We start from the raw sequence: 22960 nt of genomic DNA, 5'->3' as shown, positions 1-22960 counted from the left end.
GTGGCTTCCGAAGCACCGCCATTCTGGTGGGAAGAGCCGGACTGGCGCGTCCTGGCGCTGTCGCCACTGTCGGCCATCTACGCGCTCGCCGCCGGCCGCGGCATGCGGCGGGCCCGGCGCGAGAAGATCGAGGCGCCGGTCCTGTGCATCGGCAATTTCACGGTTGGCGGCACCGGCAAGACACCAGTGGCGATCGCGCTCTCCGAGCAGGCCAAGCGCATGCGGCTGAAACCCGGCTTCCTGTCGCGCGGCCATGGCGGCTCGTTCGCCGAGCCGCATGTCGTCGATGCCCATCACGACAGCGCCAGGCATGTCGGCGACGAGCCGCTGCTCCTGGCAGAACACGCGCCGGTGGCGGTGACGCCGCACCGTGCCGCCGGCGCCCGGCTGCTGCTGGAACGGCACGGCTGCGATTTCCTGATCATGGATGACGGTTTCCAGAGCGCGCGCATTCACATCGACTATGCGCTGGTCGTCGTCGACGCGCGCTACGGGATCGGCAATGGTCGCGTCATTCCGGGCGGTCCGCTCAGGGCCAAGATCGTCGACCAACTGGTCTTCACCAGTGGGCTGTTGAAGATGGGCGAGGGCACCGCCGCCGACGCTGTCGTCCGCCAGGCGGCGCGCGCCGGTCGGCCGATCTTCGAGGCTCATACAGAGCCGAGCAGCAAAAAGCGTCTTGCCGGCAAGCGGTTCCTCGCCTTCGCCGGTATCGGCCATCCCGAGAAATTCTTCGACACCGTGCGGGAGGCCGGCGGCGAATTGGCGTTGGCGCGCCCATTTCCAGATCATCATTTCTATGGCGAGGACGAGCTTGCCGAACTGGCGGCGACAGCGCATGCGGAAGGGCTCGGCCTTATCACCACGGCCAAGGATGCCGCCCGGCTGCGCCATGGCGCGTCACGGGACTTTCTCGACAAGCTCGACGTGCTGGAAATCGACGCTGTGTTCGAGCTCGACAATGTGCCGGAACGCATCATCCACGAGACGTTGGATGCGTGGCGTCAGCGCAAGCTCAAAGGCTGATCAAGCTGTCGTCTTGAAGGGCGCGACCATTCTCGCGGCAAACGAGATGCGCCAAGTCAACGCCGGCTGCGCAACTCCGGGTGAACCTCGATCTCACGGCGCAACGAGGCGGCGGCGCTGATATAGGGCTCTTGCCTTGCGACGCTCCAGTATTTCAACTCGTCGAGCGGAATGCTTTCGCCGGTCACCGCGCAGCGCACGAATGCGCCGGGGCTGGTAACCTGGAAGTCGCCATCAAGATAGCGGATACGGGCTTCCTTGCCGCCAGGGCCTTCGAAACGGTTCATCATGCACGGACGCTGAGGTTCATGAGGATTTCATCGCCATAAATTGCCGGCAAGGTCAAGCTTGGCGCAACGCAGGGCGACTAATCATAGCCTGGAAACGGCTATAGTGGGGATAGAATGGACATTTCCTCTGCTCGTCTTGCCGCCTTGCTCAGGCAAGCGATGACGCCGCAGACTGTCCCGCAGCCAAAGGCCGATCCGGTCAGGACGGCGCTGGTCAAGGCGCTGGTCCAGCCGCCGGCTCCGTCTCTGCTCGCGCAACAGACAGCACCGGCGCTGTTGGCTTTGCCGGTGGTGCCGATGGCCGCCAAATCGCAGCAGATCGCTTCGGCTGGGATTGTCGAGGCCTATCTGGCGGCGGTCGAGTCGAACGAAATGGTGGCGCCGGCGCCGGTCGTCGCGAGAAAGGCGGTGCCCGAAGCGGAAGCACAGCGAGGTACATTGCCGCCTTTGGCAATGGCCAATGATACCACTCTCGCCGGACCTGTGGCGCTATCGTTGCTGGCTTTTGTTGCGCCACAGGCCCCGGTGTCGCGCAACGGAGCCATCCCCGATGTATCGGCGGGGCCGAGCAAGCCGACCAACCGGGCCCACGCCGCGCCGCCGCCGAATCACGAGCGCCTGCTGCTGAAGATCGCCTTTGTTTCGGCAACGATAGGATTGCTGGCAGCAGCGGCCTTCGGTCTGGCGATAAGGATCCTCGGCTAGCTCTCAGCTTCGATGAACGCCTCGATCCTGTCTGGCGTCAGTCCGGCCTCGGCCGCGATGCGGCGGGCGAGATCGGCCGCTGCCGCACGTGGCCGTCCCATCGGCCGGTCGAGCCAGTAGGACACCGGATTGAGCGCGGTGCGCTCGTCGACGGCGGTGATACGGCCTGATTTCAATTGATGCCCGGTCAGGGGCGGCCGCGCCAGCGCGATGCCGAGCCCATAGGCGGCTGCGTCAAGCACCAGATTGTAGTCCTCGAAGCGACGGTCCTGCGGGCGCGGGCGGTAATCCATGCCTTGCGCGGCGAACCAGGCGCGCCAGGCCGAAGCGTCGGAATCGTTGATCAGTGGAAATTTGAGCAACCGGGCAGGGTCGCCATGGCCGATCTCGCGCGCAAGTTCCGGCGAGGCGACGGGGAAGACATGTTCCTCGAAAAGCTGCACCGAGACGAGGCCCGGAATGCCGCCGCGCCCACAGCGGATCGACAGGTCGATGCCTTCGTCGGCAAGGTCGGCCTGACGTATGTCGACATCGAGCACGATGCGCAGCTTGGAGGGATTGTTCTCCAGCGCCGCCATGCGCGGCATCAGCCACAGGCCGCTCACCGAGGGGATCGAGGTCAGTCGCACCACGGCGGTGCCGCGTGGCTCGACCCAGCGGTCGGAATGGCTTGATATCAGCGCGAAGGCTTCGGCCGTGCGCAGATGCAGTCTGTTGCCCTCGATCGTCAGCGAGACACCGCGCGCGCCACGATCGAACACCTTGAGCCCAAGCCAGTCCTCGAGCTTGGCGATCTGTCGGCTGATGGCGCCATGGGTGATGTTGAGCTTTTCGGCCGCCGCCGAAAAACTGCCAGTGCGTGCCGCCGCGTCGAAGGCTCGCAAGGTTTCGAGCGGCAACATCGTGTCTGAGCTGTGATCCATAGTCACAGGCGATCCTCGATTTGGTCGTTTGTCAAGTAGGTCGAAAAGGCGTTTTCTGCATTTTATAGGCAGGAACGCGAGGGCAGTGAGATGAGCGTAATGACCAGTACGTTGAATCCGACACAGCGGATGGACACCACGGCGGCCATCGCGATGGCGCTGACGGTGGTTGGCTGGGCGTCCGCCTTTCCGGCGATCCGCGCTGGCCTGGCCGCCTTTGGACCGCTGGAACTCGGCGCATTGCGCTTCGCCATCGCTGCCGTGCCGGCGGCGATCTTTCTCGCCGTCAAACGCCCGGCGCTGCCCAGGCTCGACGAGTTGTGGCGCCTCGTCTTTGGCGGGGCTGTCTTCGTCGCGCTCTACACCGTCATGCTCAATTTCGGCGAACTGACTGTCTCGGCCGGTGCGGCCGGCTTCATCATAAACGTCAGTCCGATCTTCACCGCCATCATGGCGATGGCTCTGCTCGGTGAACGCTTCTCCGGGTGGGCCTGGGCTGGCACGGTGATATCCTTCGGCGGCATCGGCGTCATAGCCATGGCAGACGGGCACGGCCTGCATTTCAATGCCGGTGCGCTGCTGGTGCTTGGCTCCGCGCTCTGCTCGGCCGTCAACACCATCGTCCAGAAGCCGCTGTTTGCCCGTCACCACCCGCTGACCGTCTCGGCCTCCAACATGGTGCTCGGAGCACTTTGTCTGTCGCCCTTTCTGCCAAGCGGTTTTGCGCAGGCAGCGGTCGCCAACACCCCCGGTCTCGGCGCCGTCATCTTTCTTGGCATCGTGCCCAGCCTGATCGCCTATGCCGCCTGGGCAACCGCGCTATCGCGTCTGCCGGCCGCACGTGCGTCCAACTTCCTCTACCTTGTCTCACCGATGTCTGCCCTGATCGGCTTCTTCTGGCTGGGCGAAGTGCCGACGCTGCTGGGCATGCTTGGCGGCGCACTGGCGCTGGGTGGCGTCATCGTGGTGAATTTGAAGCGATAAAACAAAAGGCTGGAGCCATTTCCGGACGCAAAATGTCGGCCCGCCCCGCTGTGATACAGACATGCGCCAGGCGCGCGGCTATGGTGAGCCGCTTTTGTAAAGCGCGGCGGGGTCGGGATGGCAAGACGGTTCATATTCGCTATTTTTTGCGTGCTGCTGCTAAGCGGGAACGCCTCCGCGGGTTGGTACCACGTGGAAAATTACGAGGGGATGATAGGCTCTCAACCCGTTCATGTTTCGCTTCAGACGTATGACAGTTTCGGCAGCGGCATAACGGTCGAGGGAAGTTACTTCTACGACGCCAAGCAGAGCCCCATAGCGGTGTACGGCAAGCTCAACGGCACTGCGCTCGCACTCTGCGAGATCTCGGGCAAGAAGGAATTCGACCGGATATTGGTGATGGGATCAAAGACTCCCGTCGACACCACCGGGTGCCCGTTTTCCCTCGACATGGCTGAAGGCGGCGCCACTGGCACCTGGAGCAAAGGGACAGACACATATCCCGTCACGCTCAAGAGGGTCGCGAGCCTGGACGATACGGGCGACACAAAAATCGACGGGGCCGTGGAAATTCCCTTCTGGGCCGAAACAGCAGCCGACAGGTTTGCCGGTGTTTACACGAACACCGACTCAGGCACTTGCATGGCGAAAATGCAGGTCATCAAAAAGAGCAGCGGGAAGGTCGTTCAGGCGATCGCCTTCAAGGACGATGACTGCAATGCCGGCATGCTGATGACGCCCATCTACATGAACGTCCAGAAATGGGTCGAGGGAGGCAAGGACATCATTTCGGTGAATTTTCGGGGTGGCGGCGCCGGATACACAATGGAATACGTTTTCAATCGTCACACCAGGAAATACCAGCAAAAGAAATGACGCGAGACGTCCAGTTTTGCTCTGGGTCGGTGAACCGCCAACCTACCGCCGGCCGAACAGCCGCTCGATATCGGCGAGCTTGAGCTCGATATAGGTAGGGCGGCCATGGTTGCAGGTGCCGGAACCGGGCGTCGCCTCCATCTGGCGCAGCAGCGCGTTCATCTCCTCGGCTTTGAGCAGCCGGCCGGAGCGGACCGAGCCGTGGCAGGCCATGGTGGCGGCGATCTTGTCCAGCCTTTCCCTGAGCGTGTCGACCGTGTCGTTGTCGGCGATCTCGTCGGCGAGGTCGCGCACCAATTGCTGGACATTGGTCTCGCCGAGCATGGATGGCGTCTCGCGCACCGCGACGGCGCCTGGGCCGAAGCGCTCGATGCCGAGGCCGAAGCGGGCCAGTGTTTCCGAATGCATTGCGAGCCGCTCGGCATCCTCTTCCGGCAGGTCGATGATCTCAGGCAGGAGCAGCATCTGCGAGGGGACCGGCCGCGAATGCAGCGCGTTCTTCAGCGCCTCGTAGACCAGCCGCTCATGCGCCGCATGCTGGTCGACGATGATGAGTGAATCCCTGGTCTGGGCAACGATGTAATTCTCATGCACCTGGGCACGGGCCGCTCCGAGCACCGCGCCAAGCAATGTCTCGGCCGCTTCGCTCTGTCCGGCGCGCGCATCGGCGCTGGCAAGCTCTCCGGCATCGAATGCCGGCTGGTCAGGCTCAGCAAAGCCGCCATTCCTTGCAGTGGCGCGCTCGAAGCCCGAGCCTTCGAATTGTATGTCGAGCGGCTGCTGCGGCGAGCGCGAAGGATCGAAGCCGGCCGAGCCGGAGGCGCGATACGCCGCTTCATAGCTGCGATGGCCGTTTGCCGGGCCGCCGTGGCCGTAGGATGCGGCACCTGGCCGGAACGCCGCCATCATGCCGGCAGCGCCCGTGGTGGCGGCACGGATGCCGGCATCGGCCAGTGCCTGGCGGATCGAACCGACGATCAGTCCGCGCACCAGTCCGGGATCGCGAAAACGCACATCGGCCTTGGCCGGATGGACATTGACGTCGACGATGGCCGGATCGAGCGTCAGGAACAGCACCGTCACCGCATGACGGTCGCGCGGCAGCACGTCGGCGAAGGCGCCGCGAATGGCGCCGGCGATCAGCTTGTCGCGCACCGGCCGGCCATTGACATAGGCATATTGCTGCAGCGCGTTGGCGCGGGTGAAGGACGGGATCGAGACATGCCCTGTCAGATGCACGCCTTCGCGCATCGCGTCGATGGCAATCGAATTGCTCGGAAAATCGGCGCCCATCACCTGGGCGACGCGGCGCAAACTGCCTTCTGGACTGCCGTCGGTCGCCGGCAATTCCAGCGTCGAGCGATCCGAACCTGCCAGCGTGAACCGCACGGCGGGGAAAGCGATGGCGATGCGCTTGACCACGTCGCTGGTGGCCGAGCTTTCGGCGCGCTCGCCCTTCATGAATTTGAGCCGGGCGGGGGTGGCGAAGAACAGGTCGCGCACCTCGACCGTGGTGCCGCGATTGGCCGCCGCCGGCCTGACGGCCGAAACGCGACCACCCTCGATGCCGATCTCGGCGGCACTGTCGCCCGAAGCAGTGCGTGAACGGATCGACAGCCGCGACACCGAGCCGATCGACGGCAGCGCTTCGCCGCGGAAGCCGAGCGAGCGGATGTCGTGAATGTCTTCGGTAAGCTTGGAGGTACAGTGGCGGGCAATGGCCAGCGCCAGCTCCTGCTCGGCGATGCCGGAGCCGTCATCGGTGACGCGGATCAAATTCAGCCCGCCGCCGGCTGTGACGATCTCGACCCGGGATGCTCCGGCATCGAGCGCGTTCTCGACCAGTTCCTTGACCACGCTTGCCGGACGCTCGATGACTTCGCCGGCGGCGATCTGGTTGATCATCGTTTCGGAAAGCTGGCGTATGGGCATGCGAACACTATAGGCGGATTCGGGCCGCGCGGGAGGGGCAGAATTGCGCTGGCGGTGGATCAGTGAAAACGACCTATGCCTGCGCCACCAGCCAATCCCTTACCTTGCGCGCATTGTCGCTGAGCTCGCGGTTCTTCGGCCAGATGACGTAGAATCCGATGCCGGTCCTCAGCACATGATCCGTCACCGGCACCAACAGTCCTGATGCCACGAGACGCTCGACCAGATGCCGCCAGCCGAGCGAGATGCCTTGTCCCTCCATGACCGCCTGAATCACCAAGGCATAATCATTGATGCGCAAGCCGCGCTCGGCATTACGGAGACTGGTTCCTGCGGACGCGAACCATTCGTCCCAGTTCGGGGCCTCGCGGTAGGGCTCCTCGAGATGGATGAGGCGGTGCGTTGCCAGTTCCTCGACGGTCTTCGGCAGCCCAAACTTCGCCAGATAGTTGGGGCCTGCGACCGGGAAGATCTCCTCGTCGGAGAGCGACAGCGAATGATAGTCCGGCCAGTCGCGCGGCACGCCGCCGCGCACGCCGAGCGGGATGCCTTCGGCGATGATGTCGAGGTCGCGGTCGGCGGTCTGGATGCGGAGATCAACGCCAGGCAGTTCGTCGCGGAACTGCTGCAGGCGCGGCATCATCCAGAACGAGCCAAAGGCGGTCGAGGCGGCCAGCGTGACATGGCCGCCGGTCGCCTGCAGGCGCAGATCCTCCGCCGACTTGCGGATATGCGACAGCCCGAGCGAGACGTCGGCGTGGAAGCGCTCGCCGGCCTCCGTCAGGATGACCTGGCGGTGGCGGCGCTGGAAGAGCTTGGCACCGAGCTGCTCCTCCAGCCCGCGCACGGCGTAGGACACGGCGGCCTGCGTCATGCCGAGCTCGCGCCCGGCGGCGGTGAAGCTCGACAGTCGTCCGGCCGCCTCGAAGACGATCAGGCTGCCGGCGGAGGGCAGTAGGTGGCGCAGGCTTCGCATAAGCTCAGCTTATACAAGCGATCAGGATTTTCCAGCGTCACAGCTGTATTTTGTCTCGCTAAATTGGCGGGCTCTGGGAGGATGGAGTTTCCATGAACGCACCGGCCGTTGAAGTTACCGAACCTGCCAACCGTAGAGCTGGTGGCCGCCTGGGGCGCAAAGTACTGCGGGGAATTCCCATGGCGTCGTTTCCGACCCTGGTCCGCAAGATCCCTGTGTATGAGATGGTCCCGGATGAGGCGGTGGAGCTTATCCATCAGGAATCGCTCTCGATCCTCGAAGAGGTGGGATGCGAGTTCCGCGACGACGAGGCCGTTGCACTGTGGAAGGCGGCGGGAGCCGACGTCTCGGAAACTCGCGTCCGGATCGACCGTGCCCTCCTGATGGAGCTCGTATCGAAGGTCCCGTCGGAATTCACGCTCAATGCGAGGAATCCCCAGCGTTCGGTGCGGGTGGGCGGCAACAATTCGATCTTCGTGCCGATGTATGGCGCGCCTTATGTGCGCGACCTCGATAACAACAGGCGCTACGGCACGCTCGCCGACCTGCAGAACTTCCACAAGCTTTCCTACATGGCGCCGGCGCTGCACTCGTCGAGCTCGGTGATCTGCGAGCCGATGGAAATTGCGGTGCCGAAGCGTCACCTCCACATCATCCATTCAGCGTTGAAGCATTCCGACAAGCCGTTCATGGGCATAGTGACGTCCAAGGAGCGAGCCGAAGACACGATGGCGATGGCAGGCATCGTGTTCGGCGAGGATTATGTCCGAGACAATCCGGTGCTGGTGTCGATCACCAACTGCAATTCACCGCTGGTGTGGGACGCCACCATGCTGGACGCGATGAAGGTCTATGCGCGCCACAACCAGCCGCTCATCCTGGCGCCCTTTGCGCTGTGCGGCGCCTCGACTTCGGCCTCCGCCGTGGGAGCGGTCGCGCAGGTCAATGCCGAGGCGCTGGCGGGCGTCGCGTTCACACAGCTGCTGCGTCCCGGGTCTCCGCAGCTCTACGGCCAGTTCATGGTGACCGTGGATATGAAAACCGGTGCTCCGATGGGTGGCACGCCGGAGGCGGCCCAGATGATGTATCTGATGGGAGCACTGGCACGGAAATACCGGCTGCCGTGGCGCACTTCGGGCTTCCATGTCGGGTCGAAGCTGAACGACGCCCAGGCCGGCTACGAGTCGAACATGCTGATGCATGCCGCCATCCTGTCCGGCGCCAACTATATCTGGCACTCCGCCGGGTGGCTCGAGGCCGGCCTGACCTGCGGCTATTCAAAATTCGCGACGGACTGCGAACAGCTTGTCGGCTGGTACAAATATGCGGGCGGGCTGCCATTCGACGATTTCAAAGAGGCCATGGCGGCGATCCGCGAGGTGGGGCCGCAGGGCCATTTCCTCGGCACCCAGCACACGCTCGAACATTTCGAGTCGGCCTTCTTCATGCCCTCCATCATGGACTTCAACTCGTTCGAACAATGGAAGGCTGAAGGCGCAAAGGACCACGACACCCGCGGCCGCGAAAAAGCGCGCAACATGCTCGCGGATTATGAAGAGCCGAAGCTCGATGAGGGCATCGCCGATGGCCTGACGGATTTCATCGCGCGCCGCGAGGAGCGGCTGCCGGACAGCGTCAGTTAAAGACGTAACGGGAACAAAAGGGAGGAAAAAAAATGACACTCTTCAGAAGCAATGGCGACCGCGTGCCGGGCGCTATCGAGGCTATGGCGAAAGAGACGCGTGCAGGCCGCATGGACCGGCGCGAATTCCTGGCGCTGGCCAGTGCCTTCGGCGCCTCGACGGCTTTCGCCTATGGCATGATCGGCCTTGCCGCGCCGACAAAAGCCCTGGCCGACGAACCGAAAAAGGGTGGAACGCTTCATGTCGCGATGTCGGTAAAGGCACAGAAGGATCCGCGCACCTATGACTGGACCGAGATGGCAAACGTCACCCGTTGTTGGCTGGAGCCGCTCGTCCGCTACACGCACCAGTTCACCTTCGAGCCGGTCCTGCTCGAAAGCTGGGACGTCAATGACGACGCCACCGAATACACACTGCATCTGCGCAAAGGCATCACCTGGAACAATGGCGATGCCTTCAACGCCGATGACGTGGTCTCCAATCTGAACCGCTGGTGCGAGAAGGGTGCTTCCGGTAATTCCATGGCCGCACGCGTCGGCGCGCTGATCGACACAAAGACCGGCAAGGCGAAGGATGGCGCCATCACCAAGGTCGACGACCTCACGGTCAAGCTGAAGCTGTCCGAACCCGACATCGCGATCATACCGGGCTTCACCGACTATCCGGCGCTGGTCGTGCATCGCGACTTCGACAAGGATGGCGCCGACCCGCTCAAGAAGCCAATCGGTACCGGACCTTTCGAGTTGGTGTCCTATGCAGTGGGTTCGAAGGCGGTCGTCAAGCGTCGCGAGAATGGGAAGTGGTGGGGTGGTGAAACGCCGCTCGACGGTGTCGAGTTCATCGACTACGGTACCGACTTCAACGCCACGCTGAATGCCTTCGAATCCGGCGAGATCGACCTCGATTTCGAAACACCGGCCGATTTCATCGACGCTCTTGATAAGATGGATCTGGTGAAATCGGAGGTCGCGACGGCGACCACGCTCGTTGCCCGCACCAACATCACCCACAAGCCCTATGACGATCAGCGGGTGCGCAATGCGCTGCAGATGGCCGTGGACAACAATGCCGTAATGCAGCTCGGCTACGCGGGGCTCGGCACGGTCGGCGAGAACCACCACGTCGCCCCGATCCATCCCGAATACTATCCGCTGCCCAAGAAGACACGCGATGCCGCCGCGGCCAAGAAGCTGATGGCGGATGCCGGGCAAGCCGACTTCGAGCACGAGCTGATCACCGTCGAGGACGAATGGCAGAAGAACACCGGCGATGCGATCGCCGGCCAATTGCGCGATGCCGGCATCAAGGTGAAGCGTACGGTGCTGCCGGGCTCGACCTTCTGGAACGACTGGACGAAGTATCCGTACTCGATGACCATCTGGTACATGCGGCCGCTCGGCGTCCAGGTGCTGGCGCTCGGCTATCGCTCGGGTGAGGCCTGGAACGAAACGGCCTATGCCAACCCGGATTTCGACGCCAAGCTGAAGCAGGCGCTTTCGTTGGCGGATCCTGCCAAGCGCAAGGAGGTCATGAAGGACGTCGAGCAGATCCTGCAGGATTCCGGCGTCATCATCCAGCCGTTCTGGCAGAAGCTCTACTGCCACATGAGCAAGAAGGTGAAGAACTACGGGATGCACCAGACCTACGAAATGGACTTCCAGAACGTCTGGCTCGACGCCTGATTTGGCTCCCGAGATTTGCAAGCAACCGCCGCCGGCACCTATTACAAAAGGTGCCGGCGGCCCGTAAATCACTGACAGGCAATTGGCGCAGGCAAAATGTCCGACGACGAGATCATCCTTTCCGAACTTTCCGACGACGAGTTGGTGCAGCAGATGCACGACGATCTTTATGACGGGCTGAAGGAAGAGATCGAGGAAGGCACGCAGATCCTGCTCGAGCGCGGCTGGGTGCCCTACAAGGTGCTGACCGAGGCGCTGGTCGAAGGCATGCGCATCGTCGGCGAGGATTTTCGCGACGGCATCCTGTTCGTGCCGGAAGTGCTGCTTTCGGCCAATGCGATGAAGGCCGGCATGTTCATCCTGCGCCCGCTGCTGGCGGCCACCGGCGCGCCCAAGCAGGGCAAGATGGTGATCGGCACCGTCAAGGGCGACATCCACAACATCGGCAAGAACCTCGTCGGCATGATGATGGAAGGCGCCGGCTTCGACGTCATCGACCTCGGCATCAACAATGCGGTCGAAAAATATCTCGATGCGATCGAGCAGCATCAGCCCGACATCATCGGCATGTCGGCGCTGCTGACCACGACCATGCCCTACATGAAGGTCGTCATCGACACGATGAAGGAAAAGGGCATCCGCGACGACTATGTCGTGCTGGTCGGCGGCGCGCCGCTGAACGAGGAATTCGGCAAGGCCGTCGGCGCCGACGCCTATTGCCGCGACGCCGCGGTGGCGGTCGAGACCGCCAAGGACTTCATGAAGCGCAAGCACAATTTGCGGGCTTGAGCACAGCAGTTCGATCCAGGTTCGCGACCGAGAATGCCCTAATGCACGGGGACGGCAAGATGGCCAGAATCGCTTGGCTCGAAGGGGGCTGAGGTCCGTATGCGTATCGAGTCGATCAAAATCTATCAAATGCTTCTGCCTGTCAAAGGCGGGGCCTACCGGATGGCTAGCGATACAGTGCAGGATCTGGACAGCACGCTCGTTGAAGTGACCACCGAGGACGGGCTGTCAGGCTGGGGTGAGACTTGCCCGGTCGGCCCTGTTTATCAGCCCCAACATGCCCTGGGAGCGAGAGCGGCAATTGCTGAAATAGCGCCTGGGCTCGTTGGTGAGGACACTACGTCCATGCGCCGCCTCGCGCAAAGAATCGACGAGCGGTTGAATGGTCACAACTACGCCAAGGCGGCCTTGGACATAGCTCTCCTCGATCTCGCCGGCCAGCGGCTGGGCGTTCCCGTTTCAACACTTCTGGGCGGTGCGCTCACCGATCGTGTGCCCTCTTACTACTCGACTATTGTCGGTGCACCGGACGAGACCGCGCGTGTTGCCGTCGACAAGGTCAAGGCCGGATACCCACGACTCCAGATCAAGATAGGCGGACGGGATCTCGAACAAGACGTCGCCACCGTGCACAAGGTATGGGAAGCGGTTGGCTTCAAGGCCCGGATAGCCGTCGACGCCAATCGTGGCCTCACCGCCGCGGCGGCGCTGCACATCGACCGGCTTTGCCAGGCAATCCCGTTCGTATTCGAACAGCCTTGCAACACCATGGAGGAAGTCGCGAGCCTCAAGGGACGCGTTACCCACCCGGTCTACCTCGACGAGAACACCGAGGATTTGAATGCCGTCCTGCGGGCAGTGTCTTCAGGTGTCGCGGACGGATTCGGATTGAAGGTGACACGCCTTGGCGGCCTTACCAAGATGGTCACGGTCCGCGACCTGTGTGCGATACGATCTCTTCCGCACAGCTGCGACGATGCCTGGGGTGGGGACGTCATCGCCGCGGCGTGCGTCCACTTGGCCGCTACCGTCGAGCCGAGACGCTTTGAGGGCGCCTGGATCGCGCAGGAATACATCGAAGGTCATACCGATCCCGTAAATCCCATCGTCATCGAAAACGGGCATATACGCGTCCCCCAGATGCCAGGGCTTGGTGTCAAACCTGAGCGCTCTCGACTCAAAGCGCCGGTCGCGATTTTCGGAGGTTGAGGATCCTGTGACGTTCGCGGCGATTGCATCTGGCCAGTATCGTCGGCAATTGCGAACCTCCAGAACATCTGGCGGGGCACCAAAGGCTGGCGCCCCGGGACTTCATGAGCCGCAAAAAAGCCGATATGCAGGATGCGTGGTATTGATAGCCTCAAGCCATCAAAAGCCGGAGATTCTGCATGAGACTGACAGTGCTCGTTGCCGTCCTTTCGACAGCCTTGCCGGCGGCCGCCTTCGCCGGCCCGGCGTCCGACGCCGTGAAATTCTTCTATGTGCCGGCCGTCAAGTTCGAGGCCGACGAACAATACCGGGATCGGTTCACCGAGCCGGTGACGAAACTGTTCGAGCTGAACGACCAGGCAACGAAAAAGCACCCGGACGAGGTCGCCTGCATCGATTTCGATCCGGGTCTCGACGCACAGGATTTCGATCAGAAATCTGTATCGAAAACCCTGAAATTGTCCGAGAAGCGAGATGGTGACAACGCCGAGGTTACAGCGTCCTTCAGCCTTTTCTCGGAAGGCGATGACTCCAAACGTGAGATGGTCTGGTCGCTCAAGAAGATCGACGGCAAGTGGAAGATATCGGACATCGCCTCGAAGACCAGCGACTGGAAGCTCAGCGCGCTGGAATGCATGGCCAGCCAGACACCGGAGTGATGCGATGGGCCGTCGCCCGCTCCTGGCACTGTCGGTCATGTGCCTGCTGGCTGTGGGTTTGAGCGGCGCCGCCGCCCAGGGGCTGTTCGGCGCGCCGCCTGCAAACGCGCCCGCCGACACCGCGCCGGGCGATAGCGGGGCACCGCCCGCAAATGCACCCGGCGGTGCGGTGGAACCGGCAACGCCGCCGGTTGCATGGCCGCCCAGCGGGCCGCCCGCGCCGATCCAGCCGGGATCGCCGACGGCGGTCGTGCGGCCCTTTTACGATCAGGTCGGCCTTGAGATCGATCCGGCGCAGCGCAGTCATTTCGTCGATCCGGCGAAAACCGTCCTCGACAAGAGCGATGCCTTGCGCAAATCCGGGCAGGGCGAGTGTCTCGACCCCAACATGGCGCTGGACAATGCGGACTACGACAAGGCCGAGATCGACAAGAGTCTGAAGACGCTCGAGGCGATCAATGGCGACCAGGCCAAGGTCATCGTCGCCTTCGTCGTCGCCGGCAACCCGCACCGCCTTGAGTGGAAATTCAAGAAGATCGACGGCGAATGGAAGATATCGGACCTGCTGTCGGTGACCGGCGAATGGGCGCTCAGCCAATATCAGTGCGAATAGGCGGCGAAATGAAAATCACCAATATTCGCGTCACTCATGTCAATGTGCCCCTCGATGCGCCGTTCTGGTGGACGGCTGGTCTCTATGGCGGCGCCTCGAAATCGATCATCGAGGTTGAGACCGATCAAGGCGTGGTCGGGCTGGGCGAGGCGCCGTGGTGGCATTTCGGCGAGGTGATAAAGGCCGAGATCGCGCCTGCGCTGATCGGCGCCGATCCGCTCGACATAGCCGACTGCGAGGCACGCTGCGTGCCGCCTTGGCAGATTACCGCCAACACAGGGGAAAACGCTGCCTCCGTCGCTTTCGGCTCCGTGGAACTGGCCCTGTGGGACATCAGGGGCAAGGTCTTCGGCATGCCGCTGCACAAGCTGCTTGGCGGCGCAGTGCGCAAGGATATTCCGTTTTCGGAATATTTCGCCTTTCGCCCCGAGCAGGAAGGGGCAGGCGGCGAGATGACCCCCGAAGCGATCGTCGACTATTGCCTGAGGATGCGCGAGGAGCACGGCTCGACCATTTTCGAGGGCAAGCTGATCATGGGCGATCCCCAGCTGGAGATCAGGACGGTGCGCATGCTGCGCGAGGCGCTCGGCGAAAAGGCGCAGATCAAGCTCGATTCCAATATGCAATGGTCGCTGACCACGGCGCGCTGGGTGCTGTGCGAGATCGAGCCTTTCAACATTCGCAACTATGAGGATCCGGTCGCCACCTTCGAGGAGATGGCGGCGCTGCGCCAGCACTCGCGCATCCCGTTCTCAACGCACATTCCGGATCTCAGGCGCGCCGTGGCGCTCGGCGCCCCGGACTACTTCGTCTGCAATTTCGCGGCGCTTGGCGGGTTGTCGAGAACGTTGAAATTCGTCGCCGCCTGCGAGGCGATGGGCAAGGGGTTCTGGTGTTATTCGAACGATCTCGGCATCATGACTTCGGCCTACCTGCATGTCGTGGCGGCGACGCCCTGGATCACTGAAGCGTCGCAATCGCTGTTTGCCTGGCAGGTCGGCGACGTCATCAAGGATGGTCCGTTCCGGCAGACCGACAATACGGTGCGCGTGCCGGAAGGCCATGGACTGGGCGTCGAACTCGATCCGGCGGCGATGAAACGCTGGGCCGGTCACTTCGCCGAGCACGGGCCGATGGGGCATTTCAGCGATCCGAACAATCCTGGCCGCTACCGCCGGCTGCCGCTCAACTGATGCGGCCTATCGCTCGCAGAAACCGCCGCTCAGCCGCGCCCGCGATAGGGCGCGACGCCGGTGTCCGGCAGCCAGGCGCCTTCGGGCGGCGCGCCGGTCTGCCAGAACACATCGATCGGAATACCGCCGCGCGGAAACCAGTAGCCGCCGATGCGCAGCCACAGCGGCTTGGTGGCCGCCACGATGCGGCGCCCGATCATCACCGTGCACTCCTCGTGGAAGGCGCCATGGTTGCGAAACGAGGTCATGAACAGCTTCAGCGACTTCGATTCCACCAGAGCCGCATCGGGCGCGTAGTCGATGACGATATGGGCGAAATCCGGCTGGCCGGTGACCGGGCAGAGCGAAGTGAATTCCGGGCAGGTGAAGCGCACGATGGCCGGTGGACCGTCGCCGCGCGAAAACGGAACGGTTTCCAGGACCGCCTGATCGGGGCTCTGTGGCGTCTCGACGTGCGCGCCGAGCTGGGTAAGGTCTTTGGTGATGGTCATGGGTGGTGGCCTTGTTTGGTTTTGCGGCTCATTAGCATCGGACCGAAAAGTGTGCAGCGGTTTTCGGATAAATCCGATGCTTAAATAGGAAATGCAGCAGCGCATGCTGCTCCAGCACAATTTGAAACAGTAGGAAGACGATGACCTCCAACGATCCGCTTCTCCAGCCCTACCAGCTCAAACATCTGACGCTGAAGAACCGGGTGATGTCGACCAGCCACGAGCCGGCCTATTCGGAAGACGGCATGCCGAAGGAGCGCTACCGCCTCTACCATGCCGAAAAGGCCAAGGGCGGCATGGCGCTGACCATGACCGCCGGCTCGGCGATCGTCTCGCGCGACAGTCCGGCCGCCTTCGGCAATCTGCATGTCTATGACGACGGGATCGTGCCGTGGCTAACCGAGCTCGTCGAGGCCTGTCATGAACATGACTGCAAGGTGATGATCCAGATCACCCATCTCGGCCGCCGCACCGGCTGGAACAAGGCCGACTGGCTGCCGGTGCTGTCGGCCTCGCCGGTGCGCGAGCCGGCGCATCGCGCTTTCCCGAAGACCATCGAGGACTGGGACATCGAGCGCATTGTCGCCGACTATGCTTCGGCTGCCCAGCGCTGCCAGGCGGCCGGCCTCGATGGCATCGAGTTCGAGGCCTACGGCCATCTGATCGACGGCTTCTGGTCGCCGGCCACCAACCATCGCGATGATGAGTTCGGCGGCTCGCTCGACAACCGCCTGCGTTTCACCAACATGGTGCTCGATGCCGTGCGGGCGGCGGTCGGCGGCAAATTCGTCGTTGGCATCCGCATGGTCGCCGACGAGGATTTCGAAAAGGGCCTGTCGAAGGAAGAGGGCGTCGAGATCGCCAGGCGGCTCGCCAACTCCGGCAAGGTCGATTTCCTCAACATCATCCGCGGCTCGATCGAGAGCGACGCGGCGCTGACCAAGGTCATCCCGGTGGCCGGCATGCGCTCTTCGCCACATCTCGATTTCGCCGGCGAGGTGAGAGCGGCGACAAAGTTCCCGACCTTCCATGCGGCACGGATTTCCGATGTCGCCACCGCGCGCCATGCCATCGCCACCGGCAAACTCGACATGGTCGGCATGACCCGCGCCCACATCGCCGATCCGCACATCATCCGCAAAGTCATGGAAGGCCGCGAGCACGAGATCCGCCCTTGTGTCGGCGCTACCTATTGTCTCGACCGCATCTATGAGGGCGGCGAAGCGCTGTGCATCCACAATGCGGCGACTGGCCGCGAGGCCGATATTCCGCACATCATCGTCAAGACCGAGGGGCCGAGAAGAAAGGTCATCGTCGTTGGTGCCGGCGCCGGCGGGCTGGAGGCGGCGCGTGTCGCAGCCGAGAGAGGCCATTACGTCACGATCCTGGAAGCATCGTCACAGGCGGGCGGGCAGGTGCGGTTGGCGACGCAGAACCCGCGCCGCAAGGAATTGATCGGTATCATCGACTGGCGGCTGGCCGAACTCGACCGGCTCGGCGTCGAGATCCGCTATGATACCTGGGTGGAGAAGGACGATGTTCTGGCGCTGGCGCCAGACGTGGTGGTGGTCGCCACCGGTGGCCTGCCGCAGAACCCGCCATTGACGGCTGGCGACAACCTTGTGACCTCGAGCTGGGACATCATGGCCGGCAGCGTGAAACCAGCCGAAAACGTGCTGCTTTATGACGACAATGGCGGCCATCAGGGCATGGGCGCGGCCGAATTGATCGCCAATGCCGGCTCGAAGCTCGAACTCGTTTCGCCGGAGCGCTTCTTCGCTCCCGAAATGGGCGGCATGAACCACGTGCCCTACATGCGCGCCTTCCAGGAAAAGGGCGTCACCATAACCATCAACACGCGGCTGCGCTCGGTGCGGCGCGAGGGCAATCAGCTGATCGCCGAACTGGCTTCGGATTTCGCCGACGGCTGGCGCGGCGAGCGGCGGGTCGACCAGGTGGTGGTCGAGCACGGCACGGCGCCGCTCGACGAGCTCTATCTCGCGCTTAAGCCGCTGTCGAAGAATGGCGGGGCGGTCGACTACGAGCGTCTGGTGAGCGGCGGCGACATCTTTCCGGCGCGCAACCCGCAAGGCGGCTTCACGCTGTTCAGGATCGGCGACGCGGTCGCCTCGCGCAACATCCACGCCGCCATCTATGACGGCATCAGGTTCGGCTTGCGAATCTGATCCCTCGTCGCGAGAATTGGTGGCGCGCGGTCGAACTTGCGTACGAGAGCCCATGTACGTTGGCCTGACCGCGCGCCCGCACGTCATTGGCTCGTTGCCGCACGACGTACGATTCTGTGAGCTTGTTTCGCGTGGTGCTCTTCAGAACATCCTGGCGATGGCCATGCACAGCACCGTGACGACCAGCAGCCATGCGGCAATGCGTTCGCCAATTGCCATTCTGGCGCGCAGTTGCGTTTCGGTTTCCGCATTCGCGCCGGCAAGTCGTCTGCTGGGCGCTCTGACCATCGCGCCGAGGACGCCAGCGGCGGCGAAGGCGGCCAGGATGCCAAGCGTCAGCACCATTTCCGTCGAACCGAAATAGCCGCCGTGGAAGAAATACCAGAGCAACGCTCCGGTCAGGAAAACCATGCCGGCCGCGCCCATCTGTGGCTGGATGAAGCGCTCGGCCCGGATATCGGGATCGCGCGCCAGCGTGATCGTGGTGCCGGCCCAGAATACGCCTGCCATGACATGAAGAGCGATAACAACGATGTAGACATATTGCATGACCGGATTCCTCTTTCGCCCGCCACGTGAGATAGATAGATATCAAATGGTTAGATGTCAATGTATAAACCGGAGCCAGTTCCATCCGCCGGGAACACCGTCTAGTGTCTGGCAATGACGCCCTTTGACCGCCCGCCAGTCGGCATGAATCTCGGCCGCACCGCCAAGCTGGTTGCCCAGGCTTTTGACGCTGCCCTGGTCGAGGCTGGCGGTACGTTGCCGGTCTGGCTCACGCTGCTGTCGGTGAAGTCGAGCACGCTTGCCAATCAGCGCGAGCTTGCCGGCATGATCGGCATCCAGGGGGCGACGCTGACCCACCATCTCAACGCTATGGAGGCGCAGGGCCTGCTGACGCGCCGCCGCGATCCTGTCAATCGAAGGGTCCATCTGGTCGAATTGACTGAATCCGGAGAAGCGCTGTTCGAGACATTGCGCAAGGCCGCGCTTGTCTTCGATAGGCGATTGCGTACGGGATTGTCCGACGACAGGCTGGCGGAGTTTGCACAGGTGCTGGCGGCGTTGCGGGCCAATGTCGAAGGATAGGCCGAATTAGGACAACCACAGGCACGGAGCGCGCTGCACGAATCCGTTCAAGCGCGACGCTTCAGGCAGTTGCCTATGCCAGGCTTCCTTGCAGCACTGTCAGCTTGGCCTTCTTCGGCATGCGGGCAGTCAGCCATTCCAGCGCCTTGTCCTGCGGCATCGGGAAGGCGATGGAATAGCCCTGCACCTGGTCGCAGCCGATCGCCATCAGCGAGATCGAGTTCGGCCTCGGTTTCGGCGCCCTCGGCAACGATCGAGATGCCGAGGCCGCGAGCAAGCTCGGTGATGGCGCGCACGATCTTCGAGTTGTCGCCATTCTCATGGATGTTCTGGACGAAGCGACGATCGATCTTCAGCCGGTCGATCTCGTTCGGATTGACGTGGCTGAGCGAGGCATAGCCGGTGCCGAAATCATCGAGTTCCAGATGGACGCCGGCGGCCCTGATGTGGCGCAGCTTTGCCGCGATGCCTGTCTTCTCGTCATCGAGAATGACGGATTCGACGATCTCCAGCGACAGTTTCTGTGGCGGAAGTCCGGCCTTTTCCAACGTTTCGAACAGAAATGCATCGAAATCGTGCTCGCGCAACTCGGTGCCCGAAACATTGACGGCAAGCCGCCCGAAGGCGATGCCGGCGCGGTTCCATTCGGCAGCTTCGTTGATCGCCTTGCTGATGACGATGCGGCCTATCTCTGGCATGAAGCCGCATTTCTCAGCGACCGGAATGAACTCGCCCGGTGGGATCATGCCGCGCTCGGCATGGTTCCAGCGCACCAGCGCCTCGATGCCGCTGATTGTTCCATCTGTCAGCGAAACCTGCGGCTGGAAATAGACCTGGAATGCCCGCTCCGAGATGGCGACCTTGATGTCGTGCTCGAGCTGCTTGCGATAGTCCAGTTCGCGGCGCAGCTCCTCGGAGAAGAACGAGAAGTTGCCGCCACCCGTCTTCTTGGCGGAATAGAGCGCCAGATCGGCATGAACCAGCAGATCCTGTGCATTGTCGGCGTCGATCGGATAGACGGCAATGCCGGCGCTGGCCCCAGGCAGGATGGTCGTGCCCTGGAAGGTGATCGGCTCGTTGATCTGCTCCAGGATGCGCCTGGCCAGCATGTTGATGTCCTCGGTGCCGCCGGCGCCGTTCAGGATCATCACGAATTCGTCGCCTCCAAGGCGCGCGCAGAGGTCCGACGCCCGGCAGGAATCGCGCATGCGCTGTGCCGTGACGACCAGCACATAGTCGCCGGCGGCGTGGCCGAGCGTGTCGTTGATCTGCTTGAAGCGGTCGAGGTCGAGCTGGATCACCGCCAGCCGCTCGCGCCGGCGATGCGCGCCCTTGATCAGCGTGTCGAAATGATCCGTGAGGAAGGTGCGGTTGTGCAGTCCGGTCAGCCCGTCATGCACGGCAATGAAGGCCATCGAGTTGCGCGCGTCGACAAGCTCATGCGTCTTGCGCAGGATGGCCTTGGACATCGGCCGGAAGATGAACAGCGCAACCAGCACGATGACGCCGATGGTGGCGAAGAACAGGGTGCGGTGGAGATCGAGCAGCTGTTCCGAGCGCGCATCGGCATAGGCGCTGATGCGTTGGCCAAGTGCCGCATAGCCCGACAGGGTAGCATTGGCGACGGAGGCGTCGAGATTGACGCGCTCGGCGCCGCCCTTGTAGCCCTCGCCGCTGTTCGCCAGCTTCGATTCGAACGATGAGATCAAGCGTTTGCCATTGGCGATCAGCCCGACTGAGAAGTAATCGAGGTGGAACGGCTTGGCGAAAAGCACATTTTCGATCGACTTGGGATCGAACCGTGCCTGCGACATCGGATCGGCGCCCGTCTGGTCGAGCAGGAGATCGTAATTCGTCTCGAATTCGGCGGTAGCTTGCTTGAGCGCGGCAACCAGCGCCGGCTGCTTGTCTGGCGATGCGGCGCCCGTTGCGCCGGCAAGGAAGACGATGCGCTGCGACAGCGCCTTTTGCGTGCTGACGATATTTTGCAACGTCTCATTGCGTTGCTGGGCGGCCATCATCTGCTGCAGCAGGATGAAGGAGGCCATCACCATGGCGGCAATGATCAGCAGCGCCAGCCAGTAGCCGCTCTTGATCAGCAGTATGAGCTTGCGCGAAACGCTATGCACTGGCTGCTGCGACATTTTCGGGGGCGGCCCTCTCGCCAACGGATTCCTGCTGCGGGGACCATTGGCCCGCAAATGTTAACAGGTCCGGAAATGGACAGCCGGCAGGCCGGCGCGACACAGCGAAAGATCGCGAAATGGTTATCGGGTCCTTTCGCGACGCGATGGCATTTGAGCAGTCATCGACTGCCGACATTGTCGATGTGAGGCGTGCGTGATCGTCCGACGTTCGGGTTTGGTGCTGCACAGCCACCGATCCGGTCGTTTTTGCGATGGATTTTTCATGCGGGCGGGACGACAGTCTGCCCACATCAAACGAGGCCCGATCATGACCGCAGCATTTCTCTCCCACATCGACAGCGAGCTTGCGGGGCTGAAATCGGCTGGCCTCTACAAATCCGAACGGGTGATCACATCGACCCAGTCGGCACAGATCGAGGTCGGCGGGCAGAAAGTGCTGAACTTCTGCGCCAACAATTATCTCGGCCTCGCCGACAGCGCCGACTTGCGCGACGCCGCCAAGCAGGCGCTCGACCGCTATGGCTATGGAATGGCGTCGGTGCGCTTCATCTGCGGCACGCAGGAGGAGCACAAACAGCTCGAGGCGACGATTTCATCCTTCCTCGGCCTGGAAGACACTATCCTCTACGGCTCCTGCTTCGACGCCAATGGCGGCCTGTTCGAGACGTTGCTGGGGGAGGACGACGCGATCATTTCCGACGCGCTGAACCACGCCTCGATCATCGACGGCGTGCGGCTGTCGAAGGCCAAACGCTTCCGTTACGCCAACAACGACATGGCCGATCTCGAGGCCCGATTGAAGGAGGCCAGGGATTGCCGCTTCCGGCTGATCGCCACCGATGGCGTGTTTTCGATGGACGGCATCATCGCCAATCTGAAGGGGGTCTGCGATCTCGCCGACAAGTACGACGCCATGGTGATGGTCGACGACAGCCACGCGGTCGGCTTCGTTGGCAAGAACGGCCGTGGCTCGGCCGAGCATTGCGGCGTCGAGGGCAGGGTGGACATCATCACCGGCACGCTCGGCAAGGCGCTCGGCGGCGCATCCGGTGGTTACACCTCGGGCAAGAGCCAAGTGGTTGACTGGCTGCGCCAGCGCTCGCGGCCTTATCTCTTCTCCAACACGCTGATGCCGGCGATCGCCGGCGCCTCGATCAAGGTGTTCGAACTGGTCCGCAATGGTGACGCCTTGCGCGAGCGCCTCTATGCCAACGCAGCGCGGTTCAGGTCGCAGATGGGCAAGCTCGGCTTCACGCTGGCCGGCGCCGACCATCCGATCATCCCGGTCATGCTGGGCGATGCGAGCCTGGCGCAGGAGATGGCGGCTCGCATGCTGAAGCGCGGCATCTATGTCATCGGCTTTTCCTTCCCGGTGGTGCCGAAGGGGCAGGCACGCATCCGCACCCAGATGTCGGCCGCGCATTCCACTGCCGACATCGACCGCGCGGTGGAAGCGTTTGCCGCCGTCGGGCGTGAACTCGGGGTGATTTCCTGAAAGCCCGAAATCGAAAAGCGATTCCGGATCAAGAGATTCAAGGGACAAT

The 22960-nt window shown here is 62.7% G+C and carries 21 protein-coding genes; 14 read left to right on the top strand and 7 right to left on the bottom strand.

All coding sequences use genetic code 11. The features are described 5' to 3' along the window. Nucleotides 1–1026, top strand: a complete 1026-nt coding sequence (gene lpxK / locus AC56QP_RS04320) for a tetraacyldisaccharide 4'-kinase (protein ID WP_489860797.1) — start codon at nucleotides 1–3, stop codon at nucleotides 1024–1026. 56 nt (nucleotides 1027–1082) lie between these two features. Here the strand turns inward: lpxK and AC56QP_RS04315 are convergent, their stop codons facing one another. Continuing rightward, the gene (locus AC56QP_RS04315) at nucleotides 1083–1316 is read right to left on the bottom strand and encodes a DUF2093 domain-containing protein (RefSeq protein WP_489860798.1); all 234 of its coding nucleotides are present in this window, start codon (nucleotides 1314–1316) and stop codon (nucleotides 1083–1085) included. Between the two features lie 114 nt (nucleotides 1317–1430). Here AC56QP_RS04315 and AC56QP_RS04310 point away from each other — a divergent pair, with 114 nt between their 5' ends. Beyond that, nucleotides 1431–2021 carry a hypothetical protein gene (locus AC56QP_RS04310; protein ID WP_489860799.1) on the top strand — a complete coding sequence of 197 codons (591 nt, stop codon included), beginning with the start codon at nucleotides 1431–1433 and terminating at the stop codon, nucleotides 2019–2021. Here the strand turns inward: AC56QP_RS04310 and AC56QP_RS04305 are convergent. Beyond that, nucleotides 2018–2944 carry a LysR substrate-binding domain-containing protein gene (locus AC56QP_RS04305; protein ID WP_489860800.1) on the bottom strand — a complete coding sequence of 309 codons (927 nt, stop codon included), beginning with the start codon at nucleotides 2942–2944 and terminating at the stop codon, nucleotides 2018–2020. The genes AC56QP_RS04310 and AC56QP_RS04305 overlap by 4 nt on opposite strands. A 90-nt stretch (nucleotides 2945–3034) precedes the next feature. On the opposite strand from AC56QP_RS04305, the gene AC56QP_RS04300 reads away from it, so the two are divergent. Both AC56QP_RS04300 and AC56QP_RS04295 read left to right on the top strand, forming a co-directional pair. Then, nucleotides 3035–3928 (top strand): DMT family transporter, encoded by an 894-nt coding sequence (locus tag AC56QP_RS04300; protein WP_489860801.1) that lies wholly within the window; start codon nucleotides 3035–3037, stop codon nucleotides 3926–3928. 117 nt (nucleotides 3929–4045) lie between these two features. Beyond that, nucleotides 4046–4804: a hypothetical protein gene (locus AC56QP_RS04295; protein WP_489860802.1), complete on the top strand. Its 759-nt coding sequence runs from the start codon at nucleotides 4046–4048 to the stop codon at nucleotides 4802–4804. A 42-nt stretch (nucleotides 4805–4846) separates the two neighbouring features. Here AC56QP_RS04295 and mutL read toward each other — a convergent pair whose 3' ends face one another. Next, nucleotides 4847–6736 carry a DNA mismatch repair endonuclease MutL gene (mutL, locus tag AC56QP_RS04290; RefSeq protein ID WP_489860803.1) on the bottom strand — a complete coding sequence of 630 codons (1890 nt, stop codon included), beginning with the start codon at nucleotides 6734–6736 and terminating at the stop codon, nucleotides 4847–4849. 73 nt (nucleotides 6737–6809) lie between these two features. Next, nucleotides 6810–7712: a LysR substrate-binding domain-containing protein gene (locus AC56QP_RS04285; protein ID WP_256749812.1), complete on the bottom strand. Its 903-nt coding sequence runs from the start codon at nucleotides 7710–7712 to the stop codon at nucleotides 6810–6812. A 92-nt stretch (nucleotides 7713–7804) separates the two neighbouring features. Between AC56QP_RS04285 and AC56QP_RS04280 the strand changes: the two genes are divergently transcribed. The 7 genes from AC56QP_RS04280 (at nucleotide 7805) to AC56QP_RS04250 (ending at nucleotide 15500) form a co-directional block, all read left to right on the top strand. Beyond that, nucleotides 7805–9355, top strand: coding sequence for a trimethylamine methyltransferase family protein (locus AC56QP_RS04280; protein WP_489860804.1), 1551 nt, complete (start codon nucleotides 7805–7807; stop codon nucleotides 9353–9355). 32 nt (nucleotides 9356–9387) lie between these two features. Beyond that, on the top strand, nucleotides 9388–11037 hold the full coding sequence (locus AC56QP_RS04275; protein ID WP_489860805.1) for an ABC transporter substrate-binding protein: 1650 nt from the start codon (nucleotides 9388–9390) through the stop codon (nucleotides 11035–11037). A 96-nt stretch (nucleotides 11038–11133) separates the two neighbouring features. Continuing rightward, complete coding sequence (locus AC56QP_RS04270) at nucleotides 11134–11826, top strand: corrinoid protein (protein ID WP_489860806.1); 693 nt, start codon at nucleotides 11134–11136, stop codon at nucleotides 11824–11826. Between the two features lie 99 nt (nucleotides 11827–11925). Further along, nucleotides 11926–13035, top strand: a complete 1110-nt coding sequence (locus AC56QP_RS04265) for a mandelate racemase/muconate lactonizing enzyme family protein (RefSeq protein WP_489860807.1) — start codon at nucleotides 11926–11928, stop codon at nucleotides 13033–13035. A 179-nt stretch (nucleotides 13036–13214) separates the two neighbouring features. Continuing rightward, nucleotides 13215–13694, top strand: coding sequence for a DUF3828 domain-containing protein (locus tag AC56QP_RS04260; protein WP_489860808.1), 480 nt, complete (start codon nucleotides 13215–13217; stop codon nucleotides 13692–13694). A gap of 4 nt (nucleotides 13695–13698) precedes the next feature. Further along, a complete protein-coding gene (locus AC56QP_RS04255) occupies nucleotides 13699–14307 on the top strand; it encodes a hypothetical protein (RefSeq protein ID WP_489860809.1) in 609 nt (202 codons plus the stop codon). An 8-nt stretch (nucleotides 14308–14315) separates the two neighbouring features. Further along, nucleotides 14316–15500: a mandelate racemase/muconate lactonizing enzyme family protein gene (locus AC56QP_RS04250; protein ID WP_489860810.1), complete on the top strand. Its 1185-nt coding sequence runs from the start codon at nucleotides 14316–14318 to the stop codon at nucleotides 15498–15500. Nucleotides 15501–15529: 29 nt separating this feature from the next. On the opposite strand, the gene queF is transcribed toward AC56QP_RS04250, so the two are convergent. After that, entirely contained in the window at nucleotides 15530–15991 is a 462-nt protein-coding gene (gene queF, locus AC56QP_RS04245) for a preQ(1) synthase (protein WP_489860811.1), read from the bottom strand. A gap of 140 nt (nucleotides 15992–16131) precedes the next feature. Between queF and AC56QP_RS04240 the strand changes: the two genes are divergently transcribed. Continuing rightward, nucleotides 16132–18177, top strand: coding sequence for an oxidoreductase (locus AC56QP_RS04240; RefSeq protein WP_489860812.1), 2046 nt, complete (start codon nucleotides 16132–16134; stop codon nucleotides 18175–18177). A 141-nt stretch (nucleotides 18178–18318) separates the two neighbouring features. Here AC56QP_RS04240 and AC56QP_RS04235 read toward each other — a convergent pair whose 3' ends face one another. Next, nucleotides 18319–18726 carry a hypothetical protein gene (locus AC56QP_RS04235; RefSeq protein WP_489860813.1) on the bottom strand — a complete coding sequence of 136 codons (408 nt, stop codon included), beginning with the start codon at nucleotides 18724–18726 and terminating at the stop codon, nucleotides 18319–18321. 114 nt (nucleotides 18727–18840) lie between these two features. Here AC56QP_RS04235 and AC56QP_RS04230 point away from each other — a divergent pair, with 114 nt between their 5' ends. Further along, nucleotides 18841–19269: a MarR family winged helix-turn-helix transcriptional regulator gene (locus AC56QP_RS04230; protein ID WP_489860814.1), complete on the top strand. Its 429-nt coding sequence runs from the start codon at nucleotides 18841–18843 to the stop codon at nucleotides 19267–19269. Between the two features lie 47 nt (nucleotides 19270–19316). Here AC56QP_RS04230 and AC56QP_RS04225 read toward each other — a convergent pair whose 3' ends face one another. Continuing rightward, entirely contained in the window at nucleotides 19317–21413 is a 2097-nt protein-coding gene (locus tag AC56QP_RS04225; RefSeq protein WP_497109022.1) for a putative bifunctional diguanylate cyclase/phosphodiesterase, read from the bottom strand. Nucleotides 21414–21723: 310 nt separating this feature from the next. Here AC56QP_RS04225 and AC56QP_RS04220 point away from each other — a divergent pair, with 310 nt between their 5' ends. Beyond that, nucleotides 21724–22911, top strand: a complete 1188-nt coding sequence (locus tag AC56QP_RS04220) for a glycine C-acetyltransferase (protein WP_091577468.1) — start codon at nucleotides 21724–21726, stop codon at nucleotides 22909–22911. Nucleotides 22912–22960 lie beyond the last annotated feature (49 nt).

It is taken from the genome of Mesorhizobium sp. RCAM 05104 (assembly GCF_059683645.1).
This window is presented reverse-complemented; position numbering and strand designations above follow the sequence as displayed.